Origin of the sequence: Fischerella sp. (assembly GCF_013388695.1) — a bacterium.
Classification (GTDB): Bacteria; Cyanobacteriota; Cyanobacteriia; order Cyanobacteriales; family Nostocaceae; genus PCC9605.
On the sequence record NZ_JACAEU010000159.1, the window covers coordinates 35,356 to 56,141 of the forward strand.

Consider the following 20,786-nt stretch of genomic DNA (forward strand, 5'->3'; position numbering starts at 1 on the left):
AGGCGGCACCCGGATTTGAACCGGGGAATGGAGGTTTTGCAGACCTCTGCCTTACCACTTGGCTATGCCGCCAGACTTGCGAGATTCTATCTTACCAAAGTTTTATATAGAATTGCACTCCTAAAACGCAAATTTTTCTGTGATGAGTTCTGTGGTGGGAGAACAGTCTAGAAATTGGGAATCAGAAGAAGTGCTTTTAATCCTCACTACTTCGCAGAAAGCGCCGTCTACGTGGGAGGTTCGAGTTCCTCAGAGGGAAATATCTAGTTTGGCGCGATCGCTGTAGTAAGATTTTGTTTTACTTATTACATAAAGTTGAAAATTTATTTCTGTATGAGCCAAGCTAGATCTCGTGCCAACTCTTTTCTAGTCAGCATTTTACATGGATTTTTTCGTCAACCAGTCAAAAGAACCTTCTCAATAATTGTTTGTTTATTAGGTTTGTTGAGCGCAGTTGTTGTTCTTTCGGTAGATGCAGCACAACCCAGAGGCGAGCCTCCCTTATGGCAAGTCTATCAGCGATCGCTTAAATCAGCCAAATATGTTGACTTGACTCATGCGATCGCTCCTACAATTCCTGTATGGTCAGGTTTTGGTTCGTCCAAGTTTGCACCCACCATTAATCCAAAAACGGGTGAACCATACACCTACCAAAAAGATGGCTTTGAAGCAACTCATTACGATTTGTCCACCGATCAACTCGGAACCCAGCTAGATCCACCCGCCCACTGGAACCCTGACTATCCGGCTATTGATGAGTTACCTGCTACCTTTGCTGTTCGCCCTTTGGTAGTCATTCCCATTCAAGACAAAGTAGCTCGTGACCCTAATTATCACCTCACTGTCAAGGATATTCAGGATTGGGAACGCAAGCATGGTAGAATTCCGGAAGGCTCGGTTGTGTTTGTTCGCTCTGACTGGTCTAAGCAATGGCCAAACCCCGAACTAACTAAAAGAAAAAAGTTTCCTGGGGTAAAATTAGAAGCCTTGCAGTTTTTGCACCTCCAGCGCAAGATTCTTTTCCACGGACACGAACCCCTCGATACAGATAGCACGCCTACTCTGGAAGGGGAAGATTGGCTGTTAAATAACGGATATACCCAAGCAGAGGGTGTGGCAAATCTGGATAAAGTGCCGGAAACTGGCGCTTTGGTGGCAATTGGCTATCCCAAATTCCGGGGTGGCTTGGGAGGTTATGCACGTTATATTGCTATCTGTCCGCCAGACTGGAAATATGGCGTGTCAGTGGGTCAAATTCCAGAATCTCCTCTGCCAAAAGCAGACAAACCACTTCACTGGGATAAACAGCTAGGTGTAAGGGTACGGTGAAAGATTTCAAGGGAAAAGGTGAAAGGGTAAGGGGGAAAGGAAAGAAAAATCTGTTTACTCTTTTACCATTCCCCATTCCCTCTTAAATTCTCACTTCATCGGCGAAACTCTGCCAGCGGACAAAGTGAAATGGGCCAGCGACAGATCCCCAGATATGTTCATCGGTTTCCGGGTGGCGTCCTCGATCCAGGCTGATAAATTTTTCTTCGTCAATTTCAAATTCACTATCAAGATAGGTCTTTTGACCTTTGCGAAAGACTATACAGCCTTTTCCTGGCTCTACCTTGCCTTTGAAACTGTTACCAGTCCACTCTACAATCATGTTGCAGCCTGGTAGTTTTTCCAAATCGTCGACGCTTACAGTTTTCAGGCGTTCGAGGTTACGAGACGCACCGTAAAACCTCTGTTCTTCTTTTACACAGTAATTTTCAATGGCGATGTGATTTCCTCCGTTAACCAACTTTAACACCCGCAGGCGATAGGGATCGTGAAGCGTGTAGTCATAAGCTTGTTCAACAAAAAAACTCACTCCTGATAGCATTTCCAAAGGAAGAGGACGCATACAAACCCGAATATGGGCATAAAAAGGCGGGTTTTCAAAAGCTTGTTCTTGATTGCTAAAATCTGCTGCCATCCAGCGGGCTAAAGTGGCAATATCCGTAGAATGAGTCATTACAGACAATACACCAGTTACTTTTAAAGAGTCTGCGAGTATTTTAAAACTTGTAGATGTTTGTTTTGCAGGAGAATTTTTGAGTGGCTATCGTCATATTGGGATTAGTTAGTGGTTAGTAGTTAGTAGTTCCAAATAATTTACCACTACCCACTATCCACTAACCACTATCCACTATCCACTAACAAGGTAAAATATTGATGTTACAGCGATTAAGTGTGACAATTACTGCCACTGCTACATTTTGGCTACTTTGCAATTCGTTGACGCTGGCAGAGACTAAAAAGCCTCAACAGCCAGATAAATTTCCCCCTAATCCGCTAGAGACTACCACACCCGATCCACTATTACCACGCGATCCAAAAAAACAGCCGTTATCTGCGAGTGAATTACAACAGTTAGAGACAGCACTGGATCAGTTAAATCAAGAAGCTGCGGCTAAGTTGCAAGCGGGAGATGAGTTGGGAGCATTTGATACGTGGAACCGAGAACTGCGGTTGCGTCGCTACTTAGGTTCGCTAAAAGAGGTACAAGCACTAGGACGTGTGGGTGCGATCGCCTATCAAAAAAACAACCGCCCAGAGGTACAATATATTACTCAAAGGTTGCAAGCAATTCAAAAACAGGCACAATCCCAAAAAACAAACGATCTAGAACTATTGCAAGCGTTAGGACAAGCTTACCGACAAGTGCGATCGCCTCAAAACGCGGTGGTAGTATATGAGCAAGTTTTAACTAATGTGCGACAGCAACAAGACACAGCCAAAGAAATACAAACCCTACAGACAATCGGAGAAGTGCATCTGAGTTGGTTTGATTATCCCAAAGCTGCGGCTATTTATCAGGAATTATTGAAATTAGCTACTGCTAGGGGCGATAGTGTGAATGAGCTAATATACTTGCAACAGTTAGCTTACATTTACGAGCAAGCAAAACAACCCCAACAAGCTGTGAACATACGCAATCGGCTAGCAGAAATCTACCAGAAACAAAACAATCTCACTGCATTACCAGCTTTAAAGCTAGCCATTGGCTCAGATTATGAATCTCTGGCGCGAGAAAATCCTAATCTTTTACAAGAAGCTTTCAATAACTATCAACAAGCTTATACAACTGCTTGGCAATTGCAACAGTACGTACGCGCAAGTGAGGCTTTGCAAAAGTTAATTGCACTGTACCGTTCTCAAGGACAAATAAACAATGCACTGCAAGCTAGCGAAATTCTTGTACAGTCTCAACAATTAGCATCAAATTTTTACGGTTTGATGAACGCCTACGACCTCATCGGACAGATGAATTTAGAACGCAAAGACTATCCTCAAGCATTAAAAGCTTTTCAAAAAGGGCTAGAAGTAGCGCAACAATTAAAATATGAGGAAGGTTACTTTTCCGAGCAAATTCAAAAAGTTTCTGGACAAATTCCTCGGTAAGGCGATCGCTCGGTATAGTGCAGATGCTATACCGAGGAATTATCTATTCTCACCGATGAAGTTTTCTATTCTGTTTGCTATTGGCGGTTCATATCTACCCAAACACTAGATAAAGCAGCTTGTGCAGAGGAGAGATTTGTACAAGTTATTTTTCTCCTCCGCCCCTGAGTAGCCCCTGAAGTTCACCACTTGCACGCGTTGGTGTGGCGCACCACTAAGCACCGCTAAAACGCCGATCGCTGTTATTGTGCCGACCAACCCGCATCAATCGGCAATGCTGTTCCAGTCAAAGTTTTACAGGCATCGCTGCATAGATAAATGGTCATAGCTGCAATCTGTTCTACAGTTACAAACTCCTTAATGGCATGATGCGCCAGCAGGACTTTAGGAATCACTTCATCCTCTGACATATTGTGGGCTTTCGCTTGTTCGGAAATTTGCTGACGTACCAAAGGAGTATCAACATAGCCAGGACAGATGGCATTTACGGTAATGCCAAATTCGGCTAAATCTAGCGCTGCTGCCTTGGTTAACCCTACTAGTCCATGCTTAGCACTCACATAAGCTGACTTGTAAGCCGATGCTACCAGACCATGTACAGAAGCGATATTGATGATCCGTCCCCATTTGTTCTGTTTCATAAATGGCAATACGGCACGGATAGTATAAAAAGCTGAAGACAGGTTTGTGGCAATAATCGCATCCCATTTCTCAATTGGGAAAGTATCTATCGGCTCGACATGCTGAATACCGGCATTATTAACTAGAATATCTAGGCTACCTAGTTTCTTTTGTGTATCGGTAATCATCGTCGTCACCTCCTGCACATTACCCACATCGGCCTTGTAATATAAAATTGTTCGCCCCATCTTTTCCAACTCTTGGCGGGTATTTTCTGCTTCTTCGGGCGTATTGATACCATTGAGAACAATATTCGCTCCTTCTTGCGCCATTGCTGAGGCAATGCCGCGACCGATGCCAGTCAGCGAGCCGGTAATTAGGGCTGTTTTACCTTGTAATCTCATCATGGCCTCCTTCACCTTAGGGACGTGCCAAGCCCTTTCCGGGTTGGCTCTATGCTAAGGGCACTTTTTTAAGAGTTCCTCTTAGCTAAACAGTCTCATTCTGGAATCAAGACGGCATCACCTGTAAAGGTGATCAAATCCTCAGCATCTGGATTTGCAGCAATCGGCGGCAAGTTGGCATCGCTGATGGGCAAAGCCAATCCATCAGTTCCACCGCGCGGTGTTGTGTGGATAACTTGATTTGGCGGTAAGGGTGTACCGTTCGTCAAGTGAGCAAACATTAAATCCAACGCCTCGATCAAGTAATAGTGCAGGGGGATGAAGCGATTGTCGAAGCCGCTAGAGGCGTTCAAGGTGTCCAAGTGCTGGGCGTTAGTAACCTCGTAGTAGCGCAAGTTACTAGCTTCGCCTTCGACACGCTGGTTGAGACCAAAATAGGCGCGGGAAGTATGATTCGGTGGCAGAATCTGGTCGTTGCGTCCGGTAACAATGACGGTTGGGATGCCGTGAAGATTTCCGGTGGCACGAACCTGTTCAATTCCTCTGGTGAGTTTGGCATGTATGCTCCTCATCTGTCCTGTAAGCTTGTTTTTGGTAATCACATCAATACCAGTCGCAAGCGAGCGCAAACAAAGCGCACCGTCCAAATTTTCGTCTTGGCGCTGGCTAGAGGGCGATATCGACTCGCGCTGCCGCTTGGGTTCGCCGACCGAGGCGTTATTAATCACGTCCACTCCCCCAATGAGCGGGGTTGGCGGAATACCAGTGCTAACGCTGAACAGTTTCACCTCAGTCTCAACAGATAGTGGCACCGATTTACCGGTGATTAAATCAGTGGCTCCAAAGCTGTAGTCACAGAGATTGTTCTCTACCCGCTGCCGAGCATAGGCGTTGGCGTAAGTAACTGCAAGTGCCTGTGGCACGCTAATAAACCAGTTCGATGGCTGGATAATGTTTTGCTCGGGAAGAAGCCCAAAGTCGTTAATCAGCCGCTGTGCTTCGGTTGCCTGCTCTTCTGGTGTGGTCGATTGCAGCAGACCCAATTCGTGTAGGGACACACAACGGTTCTGGCCGAGTTCTGAAGGGGTCATGTTCAACGGCACACCGGCCAGTGCAGGGTCGCGGTTAACACACCCTTGGTAGACGTTGAGCATGGTCGTGTAATCATAGAGGCTGCGGCTATGTTCAAATACTGGTTTGCGATTACCTTGGACGATTCTAAATCCTGAATCGAACACTGGATTAACGTTGGGTTCAGAAACAGCCACGCCATCTATGAGGCTTTGCTTATCCTGCTCTGCCGCCCGTATTGAAGCAGCACCTCCGTTGGACACACTGGAGGCAATAACGATGGTGTTGTCTGGGGTAATGCTGGGCTGCACCTTCTTATTCTTTCCATTGCCGATGGACTCGCCAAACTCTTTGTTCAGCACAAAAAAGGCAAATTCGATAGACTGCAACACATTTTTGCCCCAGTCCTTCTCTGGGTTGAGCTGAGAATGAGCGTGCTTGAAGGCAAAACGGTTTGGAGTTTTAGCATTGAAGATCTGGCGATCGCGTTCTTTAAGCATGGTGGTGAAGTTTGAGTTTTTGCCTGCGGTATCGGCGTCCACGCGCTGGCCCTGAATTAAATTCACCATATGATTTTGGAGGTTGTGAGCGCCAGTGCCGGTTCCCTTGTCGGTGTATGCAACAGCACAGCCATGCTTGAGTCCCCATTCACCCGCCGTTGCGATCGCACCGTAGACACCACGCGATCCTGGGGAGGGAGCGGTGATGATACAAGCAAGAAGAGGGTTGAAGGTAGCGGGCACCTGCACCATCATAGTGATGTTTTCTCTACCTGAGCCATTGTCAGCGAAAGCTAGGAACTCATCTCCAGCAATCAGACCCTCGTTATCAGTAATTTTACCGTTGATCGTTATGTTGGGGCCGTAAAGAACACCGTAGCCCCCACCCTCACTTATGTCAACCAGCGCTCGATAGTTATTGTAAATCGCTAGTGTACGCAATTCACTGGCAGTCGGGTTTTTGGGGTCGGTGAAAGTTGGAGCTGAACCAGCTAACCCACTCTTCCCCAGTCCACCGGTTAATAAGTCATTTTTGCTACCATCATAGCTGGTTTTGATGATTTCTCCGTGGATGAAGCTGGGCTTATTAGTAAAGGGATTTTCTTGGTTGCCATCGTCAGCCAACGTATTCGCACTAAAACCAGCAAAAGCGATCGCTACTAGGCTGACTAAGATCGGGAGCCGCCAACTCATTCTTCGTTCTCGCTTCATAGGCCACGCCTCTGACTGTTTGTTTGGGTTTCATAAAAGTTACTCAAATCTGCGCTTAGCGTGCGGCTGGATGGGTTTGATTGTTAGGGGTTTTTGTATAAATATTTACTAATATGCAAGCCAAAAACGGTGTCCGACGTGAGTAGATTTGAATAAGGCGCTTGCTGATTTGAGCAGGTTTTTCTAAAGGGAGGAGTGCGATCGCATTTGCTGATCCTAATTCTTATTTTAATATCTTGCACTAACACTCTAACTCCGAATCGCACACTCATTTAGCTTAAAATCGAGAACTACCTGTGCAATCACAACCAGTTACTGACAGACACCAACAACATTCACCAGCGATCGCAACTTAAGGAAGTTAATGATTAAGATCCTTACCATATATTGATTAAACAGGTAAGTAGATAGACATAAATAAAGTAAAAATAGGGCGGGCGAGACGCCCACCCTTGTCAAAAAATAAGCACTTTATGTTTAATTACGTCCATCTACTTAGTGTTCAAGATGTGTTGAAAAGCCAAAAATAAAACGCTTGCCAACAAGAATTTGATAATTAAATTAACACGTATATAACACTACCTTCCTTCATATGGGGAAGAGATTTTTGTATGTTGCCTAAAAAAACGTGAAAATTATTAAACTTGTGTTTTAATTAAATTAAATTAGCCATTAATCCCTACAAAAATGCAGCAGCATTGCTGCATCTAGTATCGAGTGTCAAATTCAATAAGTGGACTGAGAGCATTAAGGGAATCAAGCGTAAGAAGACACTCGATATGTTATTAATTGCATTTGCTCTCAAAGTTCGTGGTTAATAAGTGATGTAAAAGATCTACTGGAAGAAGTAGAGTAATAACCGTCTTTTGGAACGTTGTATTTATTTGTCATGAGTCAGTAGTCATTTGTTATTTATATTTGCTGTCGTACTAAAGACAAATAACTCATGACAGTCTTAACGAAAAAAGTGCAAATTGGACGGTTTGCAAATAAACAAAACAAAAACTGTAGGGTGCGTTACGGACTACCGTCCTAACGCACCATAATTTGAAGCTACAGCTGTAAAAATTAGTGGTTAGTAGTCAACAAAAATCAACAGCTAACCACTGTACGGGCGAAGCATTTGTACGAAGATATTTCGTTTTGATGGAAAGATACCCATACAAATACTTCGCCCCTAGAAACTACCAACAACACCTAATTAGTCATAAGTAATGATGAAAAACATAGCAGGTAAAACAGTACTGTTGACTGGTGCTTCCGGTGGTATTGGAGTATTTATTGCCCGTGCGTTAGCAAAAGAACAAGCAACAGTAGTCTGTGTTTCTCGTTCCCAAGATCGGCTGGAACAAATACGTGCTGAGGTCGAATTGGCAGGTGGTAAAGGTATCAGTATTCCATTTGATATCAGCAAATTGGAAGAATTACCAATCCTTGTGCAGCAGATTAATCAACTTGCAGGTGCAGTTGATATTTTGATTAATAATGCTGCCATTGAAAAATACCGACCTTTTCAATATTACTCCCAAAAGGATATCCAGTCTATATTAATAACTAATTTACTAGCTGGGATGGAGTTGGCTAGGTTGGTATTGCCAAGCATGCTAGAGCGTAATAGCGGTAACATTGTTAATATCGCCTCTGGTTCTGGGAAAAAAGGAGCGCCTTACAACAGCATTTATTCAGCTAGTAAAGCTGGTTTAATTATGTGGACAGATGCGATACGGCAGGAATTAACTAATACCAATGTAGGGGTTTCAGTCGTTTGCCCGGGATACACAAAAGCAGGAATGTTTTTAAAGTTTGGCTTGCCAGCACCTAAATTGGCGCGTATTTCTGAACCAAAGGCTGTGGCTCATGCAGTGCTACAAGCTATTAAACATAACAAAGGAGAAGTTCTACTTGATGGATTTCTTACCAGGCTATTGTTTTCCAATATACAACTTTTCCCCGATTTTGGAGATGCAATTTACCGTTGGATTGGTTTGACCAATCTGAACCTAACTTGTGCAGAAAATCAAATGCGTATCGAAAAACGATTGCATAACTAATGATTTTTGATGTTTGTAGTTAGTGCTATAGATAGGTAGGACTTACTACAAACTGAAATCAATTTTAGTAGAATCAAAAACTAAGTATTTTGATATATAACACAGTTCTAATATCTAGACTGTGTTTTTTTAATAAAAATCATAAATATTACACAAAAATAGCAAAAATCACAACTGAAAAGTCTGGATTTTTCATTTTTCATAGATTTACTCCAATTAATAAGTCGTTAATTTCATTCTTCAACTTATTTCTTCTCTCCTCACACCTAGTGAATCACCACTAACTCAACAAACGGAGAAAAAATGGCTGATAGTCATTATGATGTCATCATCATTGGTACGGGTGCTGGTGGCGGAACACTGGCATATAAATTAGCCCCAAGTGGGAAGAAAATTTTAGTCCTAGAGCGAGGTACTTTTGTACCTAAAGAAAAAGCAAATTGGGATTCACTGCAACTTTTTCAAAAAGAGCGCTATCGCCCAGCAGAAGTGTGGTATGACAAACACGGTAAAGTAATTCGTCCAGTCACGCACTATTATGTTGGTGGTAATACTAAATTTTATGGCGGTGCATTATTTAGATTTCGCGACCATGACTTCAACACAGTTTTTCATAAAGATGGTATATCTCCTGAATGGCCATTAAAGTATCGGGACTTTGCCCCCTACTATACTCAAGCAGAAAAACTATATGAAGTACACGGTCAACGAGGTTTAGATCCTACTGAACCTCATATCAGTGAAGACTATCCGTTCCCAGCAGTCAGCCACGAACCTTACATTCAAGAAATTCACGATGCCTTAAAAGATAAAGGCTTACATCCATTTTATCTGCCACTTGGTATTAAGCTTAATGAAGCTAATCGTTTTTTAAGTACTTGTATTCGTTGTGATACTTGTGATGGCTTTCCGTGTTTTATTAATGCTAAGGCTGATGCTGATGTTAACTGTGTGCGACCAGCCATAGCTCATCAGAATCTAACTTTAATTACTCAAGCAAAAGTTTTCCAACTGCATACAAGTGCATCTGGTTGCGAAGTCACTGGAGTAACAGCAGAAATCGCAGGTAAACAGCATATTTTTTCTGGAGATATTGTTGTTATTGCGTGTGGTGCAATTAATTCAGCAGTATTGTTACTCAAATCTGCTAATGATCAACACCCGAATGGATTAGCTAATAGTTCTAATCTCGTAGGACGAAATTATATGGCTCATAAGTTTGCCGTGGTCATGGCTTTGTCTACAAAATTAAATTCTACAGTTTTTCACAAAACTCTAGCTGTCAATGATTTCTATTGGGGGGAAAAATATTTTCCTTATCCAATGGGAAGCGCACAACTGTTAGGTAACATCACTACAAATAGAGTCGCTGCATATGCACCTCCTTTTACACCCGATCTTATTGCTGAGGCAATCGCAAATCATTCTGTTTCATGGTTGTTAATGACTGAAGACTTACCAGATCTCAAAAATCGCGTGCGCGTCAAAGGTGATAAAATTTTTCTCGAATATACAAATAACAATGAACAAGCTTTTAATCGTTTAATTAAGCGTTGGATTTCGGTACTGAAATCAATTAAACTACACTCTCAAAAAGGACATTTTTCTTTTTTTATTCCTCAAAAATTGACTCTAAAAGAGGTGGGACATCAGTGTGGTACTTGTCGTTTTGGCGAAGATCCAAGAAAGTCTGTACTTGATATCAACTGCCGCACTCACGATGTTGATAATCTTTATGTTGTCGATGGTAGCTTTTTCCCCTCTAGTAGTGCTGTGAATCCATCTCTAACGATTATGGCAAATGCTTTGCGAGTGGGAGAACATTTGCTAGAAAGGATGAAGTGACATTAATTATAAGAAGTTCGTAGTAAGGACTTTAAGCCTGAAATATTCAAGCGCTAAAGCGCTTACTACGAACAAGTGATAGATTTATGGCAATAAGTATGGACAGTGACGTGGAAACAATACGGATTGTTCAAGATATGAATACTTAACCTTTGTGTCTTAGTGTCTTTGTGGTTTAAAAAGACATTCTTTTTCACCACCAAGGCACTAAGACACCAAGCAAAATATAATGGGCGGTGCGTTACTACCAATTATTAAATCGGTGTTGCTGCCAAATCTTTTGATTTTTCAACTATTTGATATAGTTTCTCTTCAAACTTTTCCATACATACTGACCAATCATATTCGAGTACGGAAAAGCGGGCTTGCATGGACATTTCTTCTTTGAGGTCGGGATTTTCTAAAATTTGAATCACTTTGTTGGCAAAATCCCAAGGATTGTTGGGTTCGGCTAAAAAGCCGTTGCGATCGGGGAATACCTGTTCTGAGGTTGAAGGTGCTTTGACTGCAACTACAGGAGTTCCAGAAGCTAAGGCTTCGTTGTTGGAGGTGCAGAAGTTTTCGGTAATGGATGGATTGACAAACACATCGGCTCGTGCATACCAACCCAAAAGTTCTGTTCCGTGAGATTCACCCCATACTGTAACACCCGATCCAAATTTGGCGGCGCGCTGGCGCATCTCTTCCTGTTGGGGACCGCTACCAACAATAACTAGATGCACATCAGGTATTTGGGCAGCGATGATTGGATATATATCGAGAAGCTGAATGACACTTTTTTCCGGGGCAATGCGTCCGACAAACAGGAGGGTGGGACGATGATCGCCAGGAATAGGATCGTAACAGATGTTGGCAGGATTAAATTTTTGGCAATCTATTCCTTGATAGGGGAGATATTCACTGCGTTGGGATTTCAGACTTTTGTATTTCTCAAGTTGTTCTCGCGAAGGAAAGAAGTTATAGTCGTAGGTTTCACTGAACTGCTTAATTAACATAGGCAGCATGGGACGAATAAAGCTAAAAAACTGATTTCCCATGTAATATCGAATATAAGCTACGATATCTGTGTGAAACAGAGATACGATTGGGGTGTTAGTTTTTCTAGCGTATTCAGCTCCCACAGGACGACCGTAACCTTGCAAATACAGTGAATAAAATCCTCTCATTTGCGGTGCTTCTTCAACCACCACAATATCTGGTTGGAATTCCTCCAACAATTTGGTATCACTCCAATGGCGATAGTGTAATGGTTGGGGAAGAGATTTGTAGAATATCAGAGGTTGGGTAGGGAATGCGTAAGAAGAAAATTTGGGGAAAGATTGTAGTTCTTCCAGTCCTGGCATGGGACGACTACCAACCTCTTTGGGATACTGGTCGTTGATTTCTGGGTGAACAAGAAAAACTTCATGTCCCTGTTGTAGTAACCACCGCACCCGTTGGTGTACTGCAACTGAAACCCCTGTCAAGAATGGCGCATATAATCCTGTAATCAGGGCAATGCGAAGAGGTTGTTTATTCATAGTTCAAGGGAGTTGTTTAAAGAGTTGGGGAGATGGGCATTGGGTATTGGGCATTGGAAATAACCAACAACCACTGTACGGGCGGGTTTAGAGGATAAAATGTCGGTTTGAACCGAAAGATAATCAACAAAACCCGCCCCTACTAACCACTAACCACTAACTACTAACTACCTAGATGTCAAAGAGATACTTTGCTATCAACAGGTTGGTCTAACATTTGATAAGGGCGATATTCGACTAGCCGGATGTTCCAAGGCCCTTTGATCTGATAAGTAATGCCGCGCCAGTTAATTTTTGGCATCCACGCAGACGATACCATCACAAACGCATAAACCCAGTGTGTCAGGGGAATGCCAAGCAACATTTTCACTACAGTGGTAATTGACAATCTGGTGATTGTCCCTGTATTGTTGCGAATTATTGGTTGTACTCCTTTTTCTAGAGCGATCGCCATTAATAGCAATGCCACTATATAACCGCCGAAACCAGCAAAGGCAACTGTAGCCGCATCCCATTTTTGCTGAAATAACGCCGCCAGACACAATATTAAAAGTAAATTTGGTAGCAGTACTGTTTGCAGCGCATCAGCAATTACAGCCCACCACTGGGGATGATAAAGTCGAGAAGCAAGTAGTTGACGCTTTGTCCAGCCTATTAATCTGGGTAAGTCGCACTCTTCGCGATTGAGAATCAGCAGAGATGGTACAAACTTAACCTGCAACCCATGCTGTGCTAGGACGTTGCGAATCATGGTATCTTCACAATAGGCTCGCGCCCATCTATCTAGCAATCCGGTTTGGCGAATTACTTCTGTTTTCAGCGCCAAAGTACCACCCCAAGGAATGCGATACAGGTACATCTGCACAACTGCGGAGGCATTCCAGAAGTATCGCACCAATGAACCCCAATATCTACCTGTGGGTAAGTACCAACGATTACCAGTAGTCGCCCCAACTTTAGCATCGGTTAGAGGACTGACTAATTCGCGCAGCCAGTTGGGATGAACCACTGCATCAGCATCTACCAGTGCAACTGCTTTGTAGGAATCATCCAATTCTGAGACAGCTTGCACGATGGAACTGCATTTGAGGCTACAGTTGTATCGCCTGATCGTTAAAGGGCTAATTTGGACGTTAGTTGCTCCTATAGAGGCTATAGTCTCAGTGGCAATTTGCCAAGCTGGATCTTCTCGGTTATCGACGATCAGCTTTAGATCGTATTGCGGGTAGTTTTGTTGTAAGAGCGATCGCAAACAATTAGGCAAAAACGGATCGCCACCCCGCAAACAAAGAATGACTGCTGTTTTGGGTAACTGATCGTCTGGTAAGGAATTTTTGCGGTGCGATCGCAATACCCATAAAAATACCAGTAATATAGATACTTGAATGACCAGCCAGCCTATCAAAAGTCTACACAGAAATATCGCCAATTCTTTCATTGTTAAGGAAGAAGGAAGAGAGATAAGATAGCCAGCCTTTAACAAAATTGTTCTTTGTCATTTGTCATTTGTTGCTTGTTGTTTGTTGGTTGTTTACCACTGTACGGGCGCAAAGCTTTGCGCCCCTACTAAACAATGACTAATGACTAATGACCAATGACCAATGACCAATGACTAATGTTTATGGATCGAGTCCATACTTCATTGCAATCTTGATTGTTGTGTTTTTGTTCAATGAAAAACTTGCATCGCGAAACTTTGGTGCACCAGTTATAACTGACACGGTTGGGTTATTGGAAATACCAAAACCTTCTTGAGGAATGCCTAAAAAATCTCTGTTGAGTATATAGTCTCCGTTTTGATCGTCAACAACAGCAACTGCATAAGTTCCCGGTTTCAAACCAGCAAACTGCTTTTTGATAGAGCTCCCTGTAATCTTAGTGCAGCCACTTTTAACTTCACTGGTATCACTAAAAGGAAACCCTTTTTCACTAGAAAATACTCTGAGGCAAACCTGACCATTTTGGCTTTTGATGCCATTTACTACTACAGTAAGTGTAGTGTTGGATTCTGCTTTAACAGTACAAGCTAAACCAATACTTGCTATGGTAGGTAGAAAAAACAAAATAAACTTCGAGGCTTTAGCTAACATTGTCATTCCCATCAATAAATGTATTTGTTTGTTAGTGGTTAGTGGATAGTGGTTAGTAGGGGACATTGACTACTAACCACTATCCACTAACTACTAACCATTTACTTAGTTCATCACTTTTTTGATGTCCGTTTTTTTCAGCCATTCTTGTGTCAGCTGCATTCCTTGTTCTAAATTAATGGTTGGTTCATAACTTAAGGTTTTTCGTGCTTTCTCAATTGAATAAGCATAGGGACGAGTCATAAAATCTACGACTTCCGGCAAAATATCGGCTTGTTTGCGAAAAAGTTTTTGCCCTTGATAACGCAGCTTGAGAAATAATTTAAGTTCATCTTTTGGCAGAGAAAATGGTGCTGGTAAACCCGCCATTTCTGCCAAGCGTATGAAATACTCCTTCCAAGAAGTTTCTTGCCCATCTGTGATATTAAAAATTTCACCGTAGGTTTCTTTTTCTAAGGCAAGAAAGATAGCTTCAATCAGGTTGTCGATATATACGTGATTGATAACTCCCTGCCCATCGTTAGCATAGGCAAACAATTTTTGCCGCATTAATGATAGCGGTCGAACTATCCAAGGAATACTACCTGGGCCGTAAACATCACCTGGTCTAATAATAATAACGCCAAAATTAGGTGGGTTATTCAGTTGTAAAAGTGCTTTTTCAGCTTCTATTTTTGTCTGACAGTAAGGATTATTCTCGCCTGAAAGCGGCCCGTCTTCTGTAACACGATTAGGATAGTTGAAGCCGTAAACTAAAGCACTGGAAATATAAACGAAGGTTTTAACACCAGCAGTCTTAGCAGCTTTAGCTATGTTAATGCTACCGCCGACATTTACCTCACGAAATTCTTCAATTGAACCACCTTCTTTGGCAATTTCATCTGTGTGTATAACTATGTCTGTTCCCTGACAAGCTAATTCAGCATTAGCAGGATCGGTGATGCTGCCAATCATGACTTTAGCGCCCAAGTTCTGCGCTTTTTTAGCTTTATCTGTGGAACTTTGCAATCCACAAACTTTCATCCCCTTTGCAATAGCAAGTTCAGCAGTACGTAAACCAATAAATTCGCCAATTCCGGTGATGAGAAGAGTTTTATTTTGGAAATCCATGCTAACTCTGTGTTATTTGTTGGTTGTTGTTTGTTGTTTGTTGTTTGTTGGTTGTTGGTTGTTTGTTGTTTTTATCCAAACAACAATGAACCATCAACAAACAACGCATTAGAAAATATCTGCTGGATCTGTAGAACGGAGTTTATTGATAGCCAATGCTCCCGAAGTCATGCACATTAGTATCGTTGATATGAGAACAATTGCTGCATTCTGAAAGCTCATCATGATAGGTAATTTGGTTGCTTCCATAGCAAATTCATATAAGAATATGGAAATAATCAATCCTGGGATGTAACCTAATACTGACAGAATCAGAGCTTGTTGAAACACAACATTTAATAAGTAGTTATTTTCATAGCCTATAGCTTTTAATGTGGCGTAGGCGATTAGTTGAGTAGAAATATTACTGTAAAGAATTTGATAGACAATCACAATACCAACAACTGATGCCATTGTTAGCATAAGATTCAGGATGAAACCAATAGGAGTTCTGGTAGCCCAATATTGTTTCTCAAAATCAATAAATCCTTCGTGAGTAAAAATTTTCACATCATCTGGTAAGTTGGCTTTGAGTTCTTCCAAGACCTTTTTAGGATTGGCTCCTGGTTGAAGTTTAATTACACCTACATCTATCATTTCCGCAGGACGACTGTTAGGAAATATCCTCAAGAAAGTTGTATCACTGACTATTAAGTTGCCATCTACGCCAAAGGATGGGCCCAAGCCAAATAAACCACCGACTCTGACTCTGTACCCTCTTAATGAATCAAAGGGAAATATTTCAAGTATCTGTTCGGTATTTTCTTGAACGAATTTCTGAGCAACTGGGCCAAATTCTGGGCGAGAGTTGCGGTCAAAAAGCACGACATCGGGGATTTTAATTTTATCTATATTTTTCTCCACTTCTGCCAAACTCATCACAGGTCTACCCGGTTCAAAACCAATCACATAGATTGAATATTTCTCGCCGTTTTCGGGGTTCTTAAATTTGGCAAATCCCAAATACATGGGACTAACTGATTCCACACCATTAAACCCCAAGGCTTGATACAATCGAGTCCGAAAAAAGCTCTGAATTGCAGTCAAAGATTTATATTGGGAACTGACTAAAAATAAATCACCTTGGAGATTGCGATGCACTTGGGTAGCACTAGAGTAAAGTGCGTCTTGAAATCCAAGTTGCATAAACATCAAAATCACAATAAAACCTATGCCAGCTACAGCTACTAAAGAACGAATTTTGTTTCTGACTAGTTGCAGCCATGCCAAAGGAATTTTAAACGCCATGATTCCAGCTTTTGGGATTGTAGTTTTGCGAGTAATTTAACGATGCCTGGATTACCTAAATTTTGATAGCTACATCTACCTGTAAGTTGGTTAAACCAGCAACTTGTTGGCTATCTGCTGGGTTATCGATGCGGATTTTCACTTGAATTACTCTGCGGTCTGTATCTGCTCCTGGATTAATGCTTAAGATGTTCTGTCTGTCAACTAGCAAACCTATTTCGCTGACTGTTCCTTGCAATTTTTTTCCAGGAAAAGCTGTACTGGTAATAATAGCTTTTTGACCTACACGTACTTTCTGGATATCGGTTTGATAAACTTCTGCGATGACGTGCATTTGAGAGGTTTTACCTACCTCAATAATTCCCGTAGAGGCTACTACTTCTCCGGATTTGGCGTGAACTTTCAAAACTTTTCCATCTATGGGAGATTTAACATAAGTTAAATCGTGTTCTGCTTTGGCTTGTTTAACAGCAGATATTGCTGTTTTGAGTTCGGCTTCTGCCAAGCGTACATCTGTTGGACGTACCTCTTTAATACTCCCGAGTTTGGCTTTTGCCTCTCTCAGTTGCTCTTGGAGAGTGTCTACTGTACGGCTAAGGGTAGCTTTGGCTTCGGTAAGCTGCTGTTGCAGTGTCTCTAGTTGCAAGGATTTACTAGCTGCTGTAGACGCAGAAACCGCACCTTCTTTGTATAGCTGTTGATACCGGGCGTTCTCGGTTTGGGCATTATTTACTTGCGCCTGGAGGCTGGCGATCGCTGCTTTTTGTGCATTTACTTCTCCTTGTAATTGCGACTCTACTTGGGCGATCGCTGCTTTTTGGGCATTAATATCACCTGTTTTCGCCCCAGCTTTCACCTGTGCCAGTTTAGCTTGAGCAACTTGAACATTGTCTACAGCCTGTTGTACAGCTGCTAGAGAACGAGCATATCCTTCCAGCAATGCTACTATTTGCCCTGCTTTTACCTGCTCTCTTTCCTTGACTAAAAGTTTTTCCACTCGCACACCAGTCAGTGAACTGGGAGCAGACAACTGAGTCACTTCCCCATCAGGCACTATCCGTCCTAAAGCTGTGACTGCAACTCTCGCTGGCGTAGTTTTAACAGCCTTTTGCTGTTGAGTTTGAACAGGAGAGCGAAACATTAACAAACTGAAAAAAGATACCAATCCGGTAGCTAAAGCAATAGAAACTGCCAAAAAAATTCCCCACCTAGCTACGGGTTTTCCGAAAAATAGGCTTTTCTTGTCTGTTGTCATATTGTTGTTGGTTTTTAGTTGATTGTTGATGGTGAGCCAGCGCGCTCCAAAGGGGGTCTCCCCCACTCGCTGTTGGCGAACCCGGAGGGTTGTTGGTAGAAGCGCAAAACCTTGCGCCGATACAGTGATTGGTTCAAACGAAAAACAGCAAACTACTAAAATTCAACACGAAAAATACTTGTATTTATCTTGGTGGTTAAAAATTTTTTGAACCACCAAGACACCAAGACACGAAGAGAAATTTGTATCTCCTTTTCTCCAGTGCCATTATGCGCGAACTTAGTTTATGTAACTGAAACTTCTAGTCTCCCACTTAATCAAAAAGGAGTTATAAATGCTGTATTGGTACAAACAAATTAACTGCAAAAACTATGGTGGTTTTGTACCAAAATATTCTGCACTTTGCTCTCAGTAAACATCAGCAAAAATATTCCCAAAGCGATGTAAAATTAACTAGAAGACTTCAGTTCTGGAAGAACTAAAACACAACGAAGCGACGATAATGTTGGCATCAAAAAACTTGCTTTCCAGTATGGCAAAAAAGTTTGATGTTGTCAAGCTAAATAATATTTCTCAGCATAGCTGCTGCTGACACTATATATAGTGTGAACATTACACGCAAAAAAAAGATTCTTAACTGCTAGCATTTCAATAAAATCCATAAAAAATAGTTAAAAAGTTGCAAAAATTACAAAAAATTTTATTTGTCTAATTTACAGATTGAGCTTCAGTTTCAAAACCTACTTTTAATTGTATGAAAATACTTTTATCAACTGGTCGCGGCAAGGAGTCCCTCACCATACGGCGTTGCTGAATTTGGTCATGAATTATGTTTGCATACATTTTTGTAGAGACGTAGCAATGCTACGTCTCTACATACCCGTGAATTGTAAATTCATATCTTGATTCAGCAATGCCCACCATACGTATTCGTTGGTGGGCAGGGAATGCCGCTCCGGGACTGGGTACTCTTTACTGGGGATTGTGGAGCATAGGGCAAAGGGCATGGGGCATCGGTAAGAAAACCAATTTCCAATTCCCAATCCCCAATCCCCTTTACGCTACCAGTACCGTGTCTTGAAAGGCAAACGTCAAGAGCCACAACTTCTGCCTTCCCTTGTCGCGACTACCGCCCTTCTTACTTGGGCATGAGTGCAAACAATCAGTTTTTGTTATCAGATCAAAGTTGAGATGGGGAACTTTTTGATAGCGATTTACTTCGTAGAGCTACTAGGTAAATAAATACTGTTGATTGACTGTTACTTCTTGACCATGAATCATAAGACATTCTCATCAGATTTCTCAAAAATTTCACGTTTTTGATAATACTGGTGAAATAATATTGGGTTTATCGTCTTGTTGGTATTTTCACTGACGACACAAAAAATAGTAATTATGCCTAGAATACCTATAGACAAAATTAAAATTGGTGTGAACCGTCGTCCATTAAATGGCGAAAAAGTTAAGGATTTAAAAGAATCTATTCAAGCTAATGGGCTACTGAATCCCATTACAATAGACCAGAATTATAACTTGATTGCTGGGCTGCACCGTCTGACAGCCTGTCAAATGCTGGATTTACAAGAAATTGAGTGCAATATTGTTAATTATGAATATACTGAGCAAGCTCGCCTAGCCGAGATTGACGAGAATTTGATCCGCAACGAGTTAGAACCCCTAGAGCGTCATGAACTGTGGTTAGAACGGGAGCAAATTCTTCAGCGTATGGGATTGAGGGCGAAAGCAGGAGATAACCAATACACTCTCCAAGGTAGTGCAACCATTGCACCACCTGCCAAGACTACTCGGGAAATGGCAAAAAAAGCTGGCTACTCTGAACGTACTTTGCAGCAAGGCTTACAGATAGCTAAAGCAATTCACCCAGAAGTTAAACAGATAATTAAAGAAACACCACTGGCTAAAAGTACGACAACTCAATTAGAGATAGCCAGAACTGCAACTCAAGAACGTCTCTTGGCAGAAGAAGCAGAAAAGGCTGCACAACTAGCCAAAGCCAAAGGAGAGCAACAAGAAGCCGAACGGCAAGCTACCTTGGCAAAAGAAGCACGAACCAAGCAAAAAGAGCTACAGTTGTTAGCTTTCAAAAGTGCTATGGCACAAAAACAAGCAAAGTCAGCTGTTAAGAAAGTATCGCTGCAAGCAGAACAACCCGTTAAGAAAGCAACTGTTAATGTCAAAGAACCGAGAGTCAAAGTCGGTGACGAATTGATGCTTGGTAGGCACTTAGTTTATTGTAGCGATACTAGCAGTCAAGAATTCAGGGAACTGTTGCCCTCGAATGCGGCTTTGGCGATCGCTACCCTATCACCAACCTGGAATCATGATTATTTAATCGACGAGGCGCGGATTGTTGCTGTAATGCGTTCCCAGGGCAATGTTTATGAATTTTGCAGCCGAACTCGGATGCCATTTCAATATGAATTTGTAATTGACAATTTGTATGTAGGCATTTTTTCTCGCCAAGCAATATCTAAACCTCAAACACCAATCAATATTGAAGGCGTAGAGGGAATAGTCAATTACCTCATTAATCTATACACAAGTTACCAAGATAAATTTGTGATTGCTCCGTTCATGGGAAATGGTGAAATTCTCATTGCTTGTGAAAGATTGGGGCGTATCTGTTTTATAGGAGATGAGAACCCGGAATTAGTCAGTCGCGGAATTATACGTTGGGAGCAGTGGACAGGAAAACAAGCAGGGAAAAGTGATAAATAAAAACCAGATTTTTCAAAGCTTAGGTGTTAAAGGGGCGTTGCTGAATCAAGATATGAATTTACAATTCACGGGTATGACCAGACGTAGCATTGCTACGTCTCTACAATGATTTGGCATCGAGCTACAAAAATGTATGCAAACATAATTCAT

General features: G+C 42.0%; 16 protein-coding genes and 1 tRNA gene. 7 read left to right on the plus strand and 10 right to left on the minus strand.

All coding sequences use genetic code 11. From position 1 onward, the window contains the following. A tRNA-Cys gene (locus tag HXY43_RS22115) sits at nt 1-72 on the minus strand. A 67-nt stretch (nt 73-139) separates the two neighbouring features. On the opposite strand from HXY43_RS22115, the gene HXY43_RS22120 reads away from it, so the two are divergent. Then, nucleotides 140-286 carry a hypothetical protein gene (locus HXY43_RS22120; protein WP_290887850.1) on the plus strand — a complete coding sequence of 49 codons (147 nt, stop codon included), beginning with the start codon at nt 140-142 and terminating at the stop codon, nt 284-286. Nucleotides 287-333: 47 nt separating this feature from the next. Beyond that, complete coding sequence (locus HXY43_RS22125) at nt 334-1,329, plus strand: cyclase family protein (RefSeq protein WP_290887853.1); 996 nt, start codon at nt 334-336, stop codon at nt 1,327-1,329. Nucleotides 1,330-1,411: 82 nt separating this feature from the next. On the opposite strand, the gene HXY43_RS22130 is transcribed toward HXY43_RS22125, so the two are convergent. Next, complete coding sequence (locus HXY43_RS22130; RefSeq protein WP_290887856.1) at nt 1,412-2,002, minus strand: chromophore lyase CpcT/CpeT; 591 nt, start codon at nt 2,000-2,002, stop codon at nt 1,412-1,414. Nucleotides 2,003-2,202: 200 nt separating this feature from the next. On the opposite strand from HXY43_RS22130, the gene HXY43_RS22135 reads away from it, so the two are divergent. After that, nucleotides 2,203-3,432: a hypothetical protein gene (locus tag HXY43_RS22135; protein WP_290887859.1), complete on the plus strand. Its 1,230-nt coding sequence runs from the start codon at nt 2,203-2,205 to the stop codon at nt 3,430-3,432. Nucleotides 3,433-3,674: 242 nt separating this feature from the next. Here HXY43_RS22135 and HXY43_RS22140 read toward each other — a convergent pair whose 3' ends face one another. Beyond that, nucleotides 3,675-4,460 carry a 3-hydroxybutyrate dehydrogenase gene (locus HXY43_RS22140; RefSeq protein ID WP_026732258.1) on the minus strand — a complete coding sequence of 262 codons (786 nt, stop codon included), beginning with the start codon at nt 4,458-4,460 and terminating at the stop codon, nt 3,675-3,677. A 92-nt stretch (nt 4,461-4,552) separates the two neighbouring features. Then, a complete protein-coding gene (locus HXY43_RS22145; protein WP_290887864.1) occupies nt 4,553-6,652 on the minus strand; it encodes a 3-hydroxybutyrate oligomer hydrolase family protein in 2,100 nt (699 codons plus the stop codon). 1,304 nt (nt 6,653-7,956) lie between these two features. Between HXY43_RS22145 and HXY43_RS22150 the strand changes: the two genes are divergently transcribed. Both HXY43_RS22150 and HXY43_RS22155 read left to right on the plus strand, forming a co-directional pair. Next, nucleotides 7,957-8,790 carry an SDR family oxidoreductase gene (locus HXY43_RS22150; protein ID WP_026732260.1) on the plus strand — a complete coding sequence of 278 codons (834 nt, stop codon included), beginning with the start codon at nt 7,957-7,959 and terminating at the stop codon, nt 8,788-8,790. Nucleotides 8,791-9,093: 303 nt separating this feature from the next. Then, the gene (locus tag HXY43_RS22155) at nt 9,094-10,635 is read left to right on the plus strand and encodes a GMC family oxidoreductase (RefSeq protein ID WP_290887867.1); all 1,542 of its coding nucleotides are present in this window, start codon (nt 9,094-9,096) and stop codon (nt 10,633-10,635) included. 254 nt (nt 10,636-10,889) lie between these two features. On the opposite strand, the gene HXY43_RS22160 is transcribed toward HXY43_RS22155, so the two are convergent. From HXY43_RS22160 to HXY43_RS22185, 6 genes are all read right to left on the minus strand, one after another. After that, the gene (locus HXY43_RS22160; RefSeq protein ID WP_290887870.1) at nt 10,890-12,155 is read right to left on the minus strand and encodes a glycosyltransferase; all 1,266 of its coding nucleotides are present in this window, start codon (nt 12,153-12,155) and stop codon (nt 10,890-10,892) included. A 178-nt stretch (nt 12,156-12,333) separates the two neighbouring features. Beyond that, entirely contained in the window at nt 12,334-13,593 is a 1,260-nt protein-coding gene (locus tag HXY43_RS22165; RefSeq protein WP_290887873.1) for a glycosyltransferase family 2 protein, read from the minus strand. A gap of 181 nt (nt 13,594-13,774) precedes the next feature. Continuing rightward, entirely contained in the window at nt 13,775-14,245 is a 471-nt protein-coding gene (locus HXY43_RS22170; protein WP_026732264.1) for a DUF2141 domain-containing protein, read from the minus strand. A gap of 105 nt (nt 14,246-14,350) precedes the next feature. Next, nucleotides 14,351-15,355, minus strand: a complete 1,005-nt coding sequence (locus tag HXY43_RS22175) for an NAD(P)-dependent oxidoreductase (protein WP_026732265.1) — start codon at nt 15,353-15,355, stop codon at nt 14,351-14,353. Nucleotides 15,356-15,463: 108 nt separating this feature from the next. Beyond that, on the minus strand, nt 15,464-16,642 hold the full coding sequence (gene devC / locus HXY43_RS22180) for an ABC transporter permease DevC (protein ID WP_290887878.1): 1,179 nt from the start codon (nt 16,640-16,642) through the stop codon (nt 15,464-15,466). A gap of 55 nt (nt 16,643-16,697) precedes the next feature. Continuing rightward, nucleotides 16,698-17,897: an ABC exporter membrane fusion protein gene (locus HXY43_RS22185; protein ID WP_290887881.1), complete on the minus strand. Its 1,200-nt coding sequence runs from the start codon at nt 17,895-17,897 to the stop codon at nt 16,698-16,700. 913 nt (nt 17,898-18,810) lie between these two features. Here HXY43_RS22185 and HXY43_RS22190 point away from each other — a divergent pair. Then, the gene (locus HXY43_RS22190; RefSeq protein WP_290887884.1) at nt 18,811-18,978 is read left to right on the plus strand and encodes a hypothetical protein; all 168 of its coding nucleotides are present in this window, start codon (nt 18,811-18,813) and stop codon (nt 18,976-18,978) included. Nucleotides 18,979-19,292: 314 nt separating this feature from the next. Continuing rightward, nucleotides 19,293-20,636 (plus strand): ParB N-terminal domain-containing protein, encoded by a 1,344-nt coding sequence (locus tag HXY43_RS22195; RefSeq protein ID WP_290887887.1) that lies wholly within the window; start codon nt 19,293-19,295, stop codon nt 20,634-20,636. The last annotated feature ends 150 nt before the right edge of the window (nt 20,637-20,786 follow it).

Excerpts from the sequence above, each read along its gene's own strand:
- HXY43_RS22130 (WP_290887856.1), bottom strand. The coding sequence starts at position 2,002 with ATGACTCATTCTACGGATATTGCCACTTTAGCCCGCTGGATGGCAGCA.
- HXY43_RS22195 (WP_290887887.1), top strand. The coding sequence starts at position 19,293 with ATGCCTAGAATACCTATAGACAAAATTAAAATTGGTGTGAACCGTCGT.
- HXY43_RS22165 (WP_290887873.1), bottom strand. The coding sequence starts at position 13,593 with ATGAAAGAATTGGCGATATTTCTGTGTAGACTTTTGATAGGCTGGCTG.
- HXY43_RS22185 (WP_290887881.1), bottom strand. The coding sequence starts at position 17,897 with ATGACAACAGACAAGAAAAGCCTATTTTTCGGAAAACCCGTAGCTAGG.
- HXY43_RS22150 (WP_026732260.1), top strand. The coding sequence starts at position 7,957 with ATGAAAAACATAGCAGGTAAAACAGTACTGTTGACTGGTGCTTCCGGT.
- HXY43_RS22160 (WP_290887870.1), bottom strand. The coding sequence starts at position 12,155 with ATGAATAAACAACCTCTTCGCATTGCCCTGATTACAGGATTATATGCG.
- HXY43_RS22135 (WP_290887859.1), top strand. The coding sequence starts at position 2,203 with ATGTTACAGCGATTAAGTGTGACAATTACTGCCACTGCTACATTTTGG.
- HXY43_RS22140 (WP_026732258.1), bottom strand. The coding sequence starts at position 4,460 with ATGATGAGATTACAAGGTAAAACAGCCCTAATTACCGGCTCGCTGACT.
- devC (WP_290887878.1), bottom strand. The coding sequence starts at position 16,642 with ATGGCGTTTAAAATTCCTTTGGCATGGCTGCAACTAGTCAGAAACAAA.
- HXY43_RS22155 (WP_290887867.1), top strand. The coding sequence starts at position 9,094 with ATGGCTGATAGTCATTATGATGTCATCATCATTGGTACGGGTGCTGGT.
- HXY43_RS22175 (WP_026732265.1), bottom strand. The coding sequence starts at position 15,355 with ATGGATTTCCAAAATAAAACTCTTCTCATCACCGGAATTGGCGAATTT.
- HXY43_RS22170 (WP_026732264.1), bottom strand. The coding sequence starts at position 14,245 with ATGTTAGCTAAAGCCTCGAAGTTTATTTTGTTTTTTCTACCTACCATA.
- HXY43_RS22190 (WP_290887884.1), top strand. The coding sequence starts at position 18,811 with ATGCCCACCATACGTATTCGTTGGTGGGCAGGGAATGCCGCTCCGGGA.
- HXY43_RS22125 (WP_290887853.1), top strand. The coding sequence starts at position 334 with ATGAGCCAAGCTAGATCTCGTGCCAACTCTTTTCTAGTCAGCATTTTA.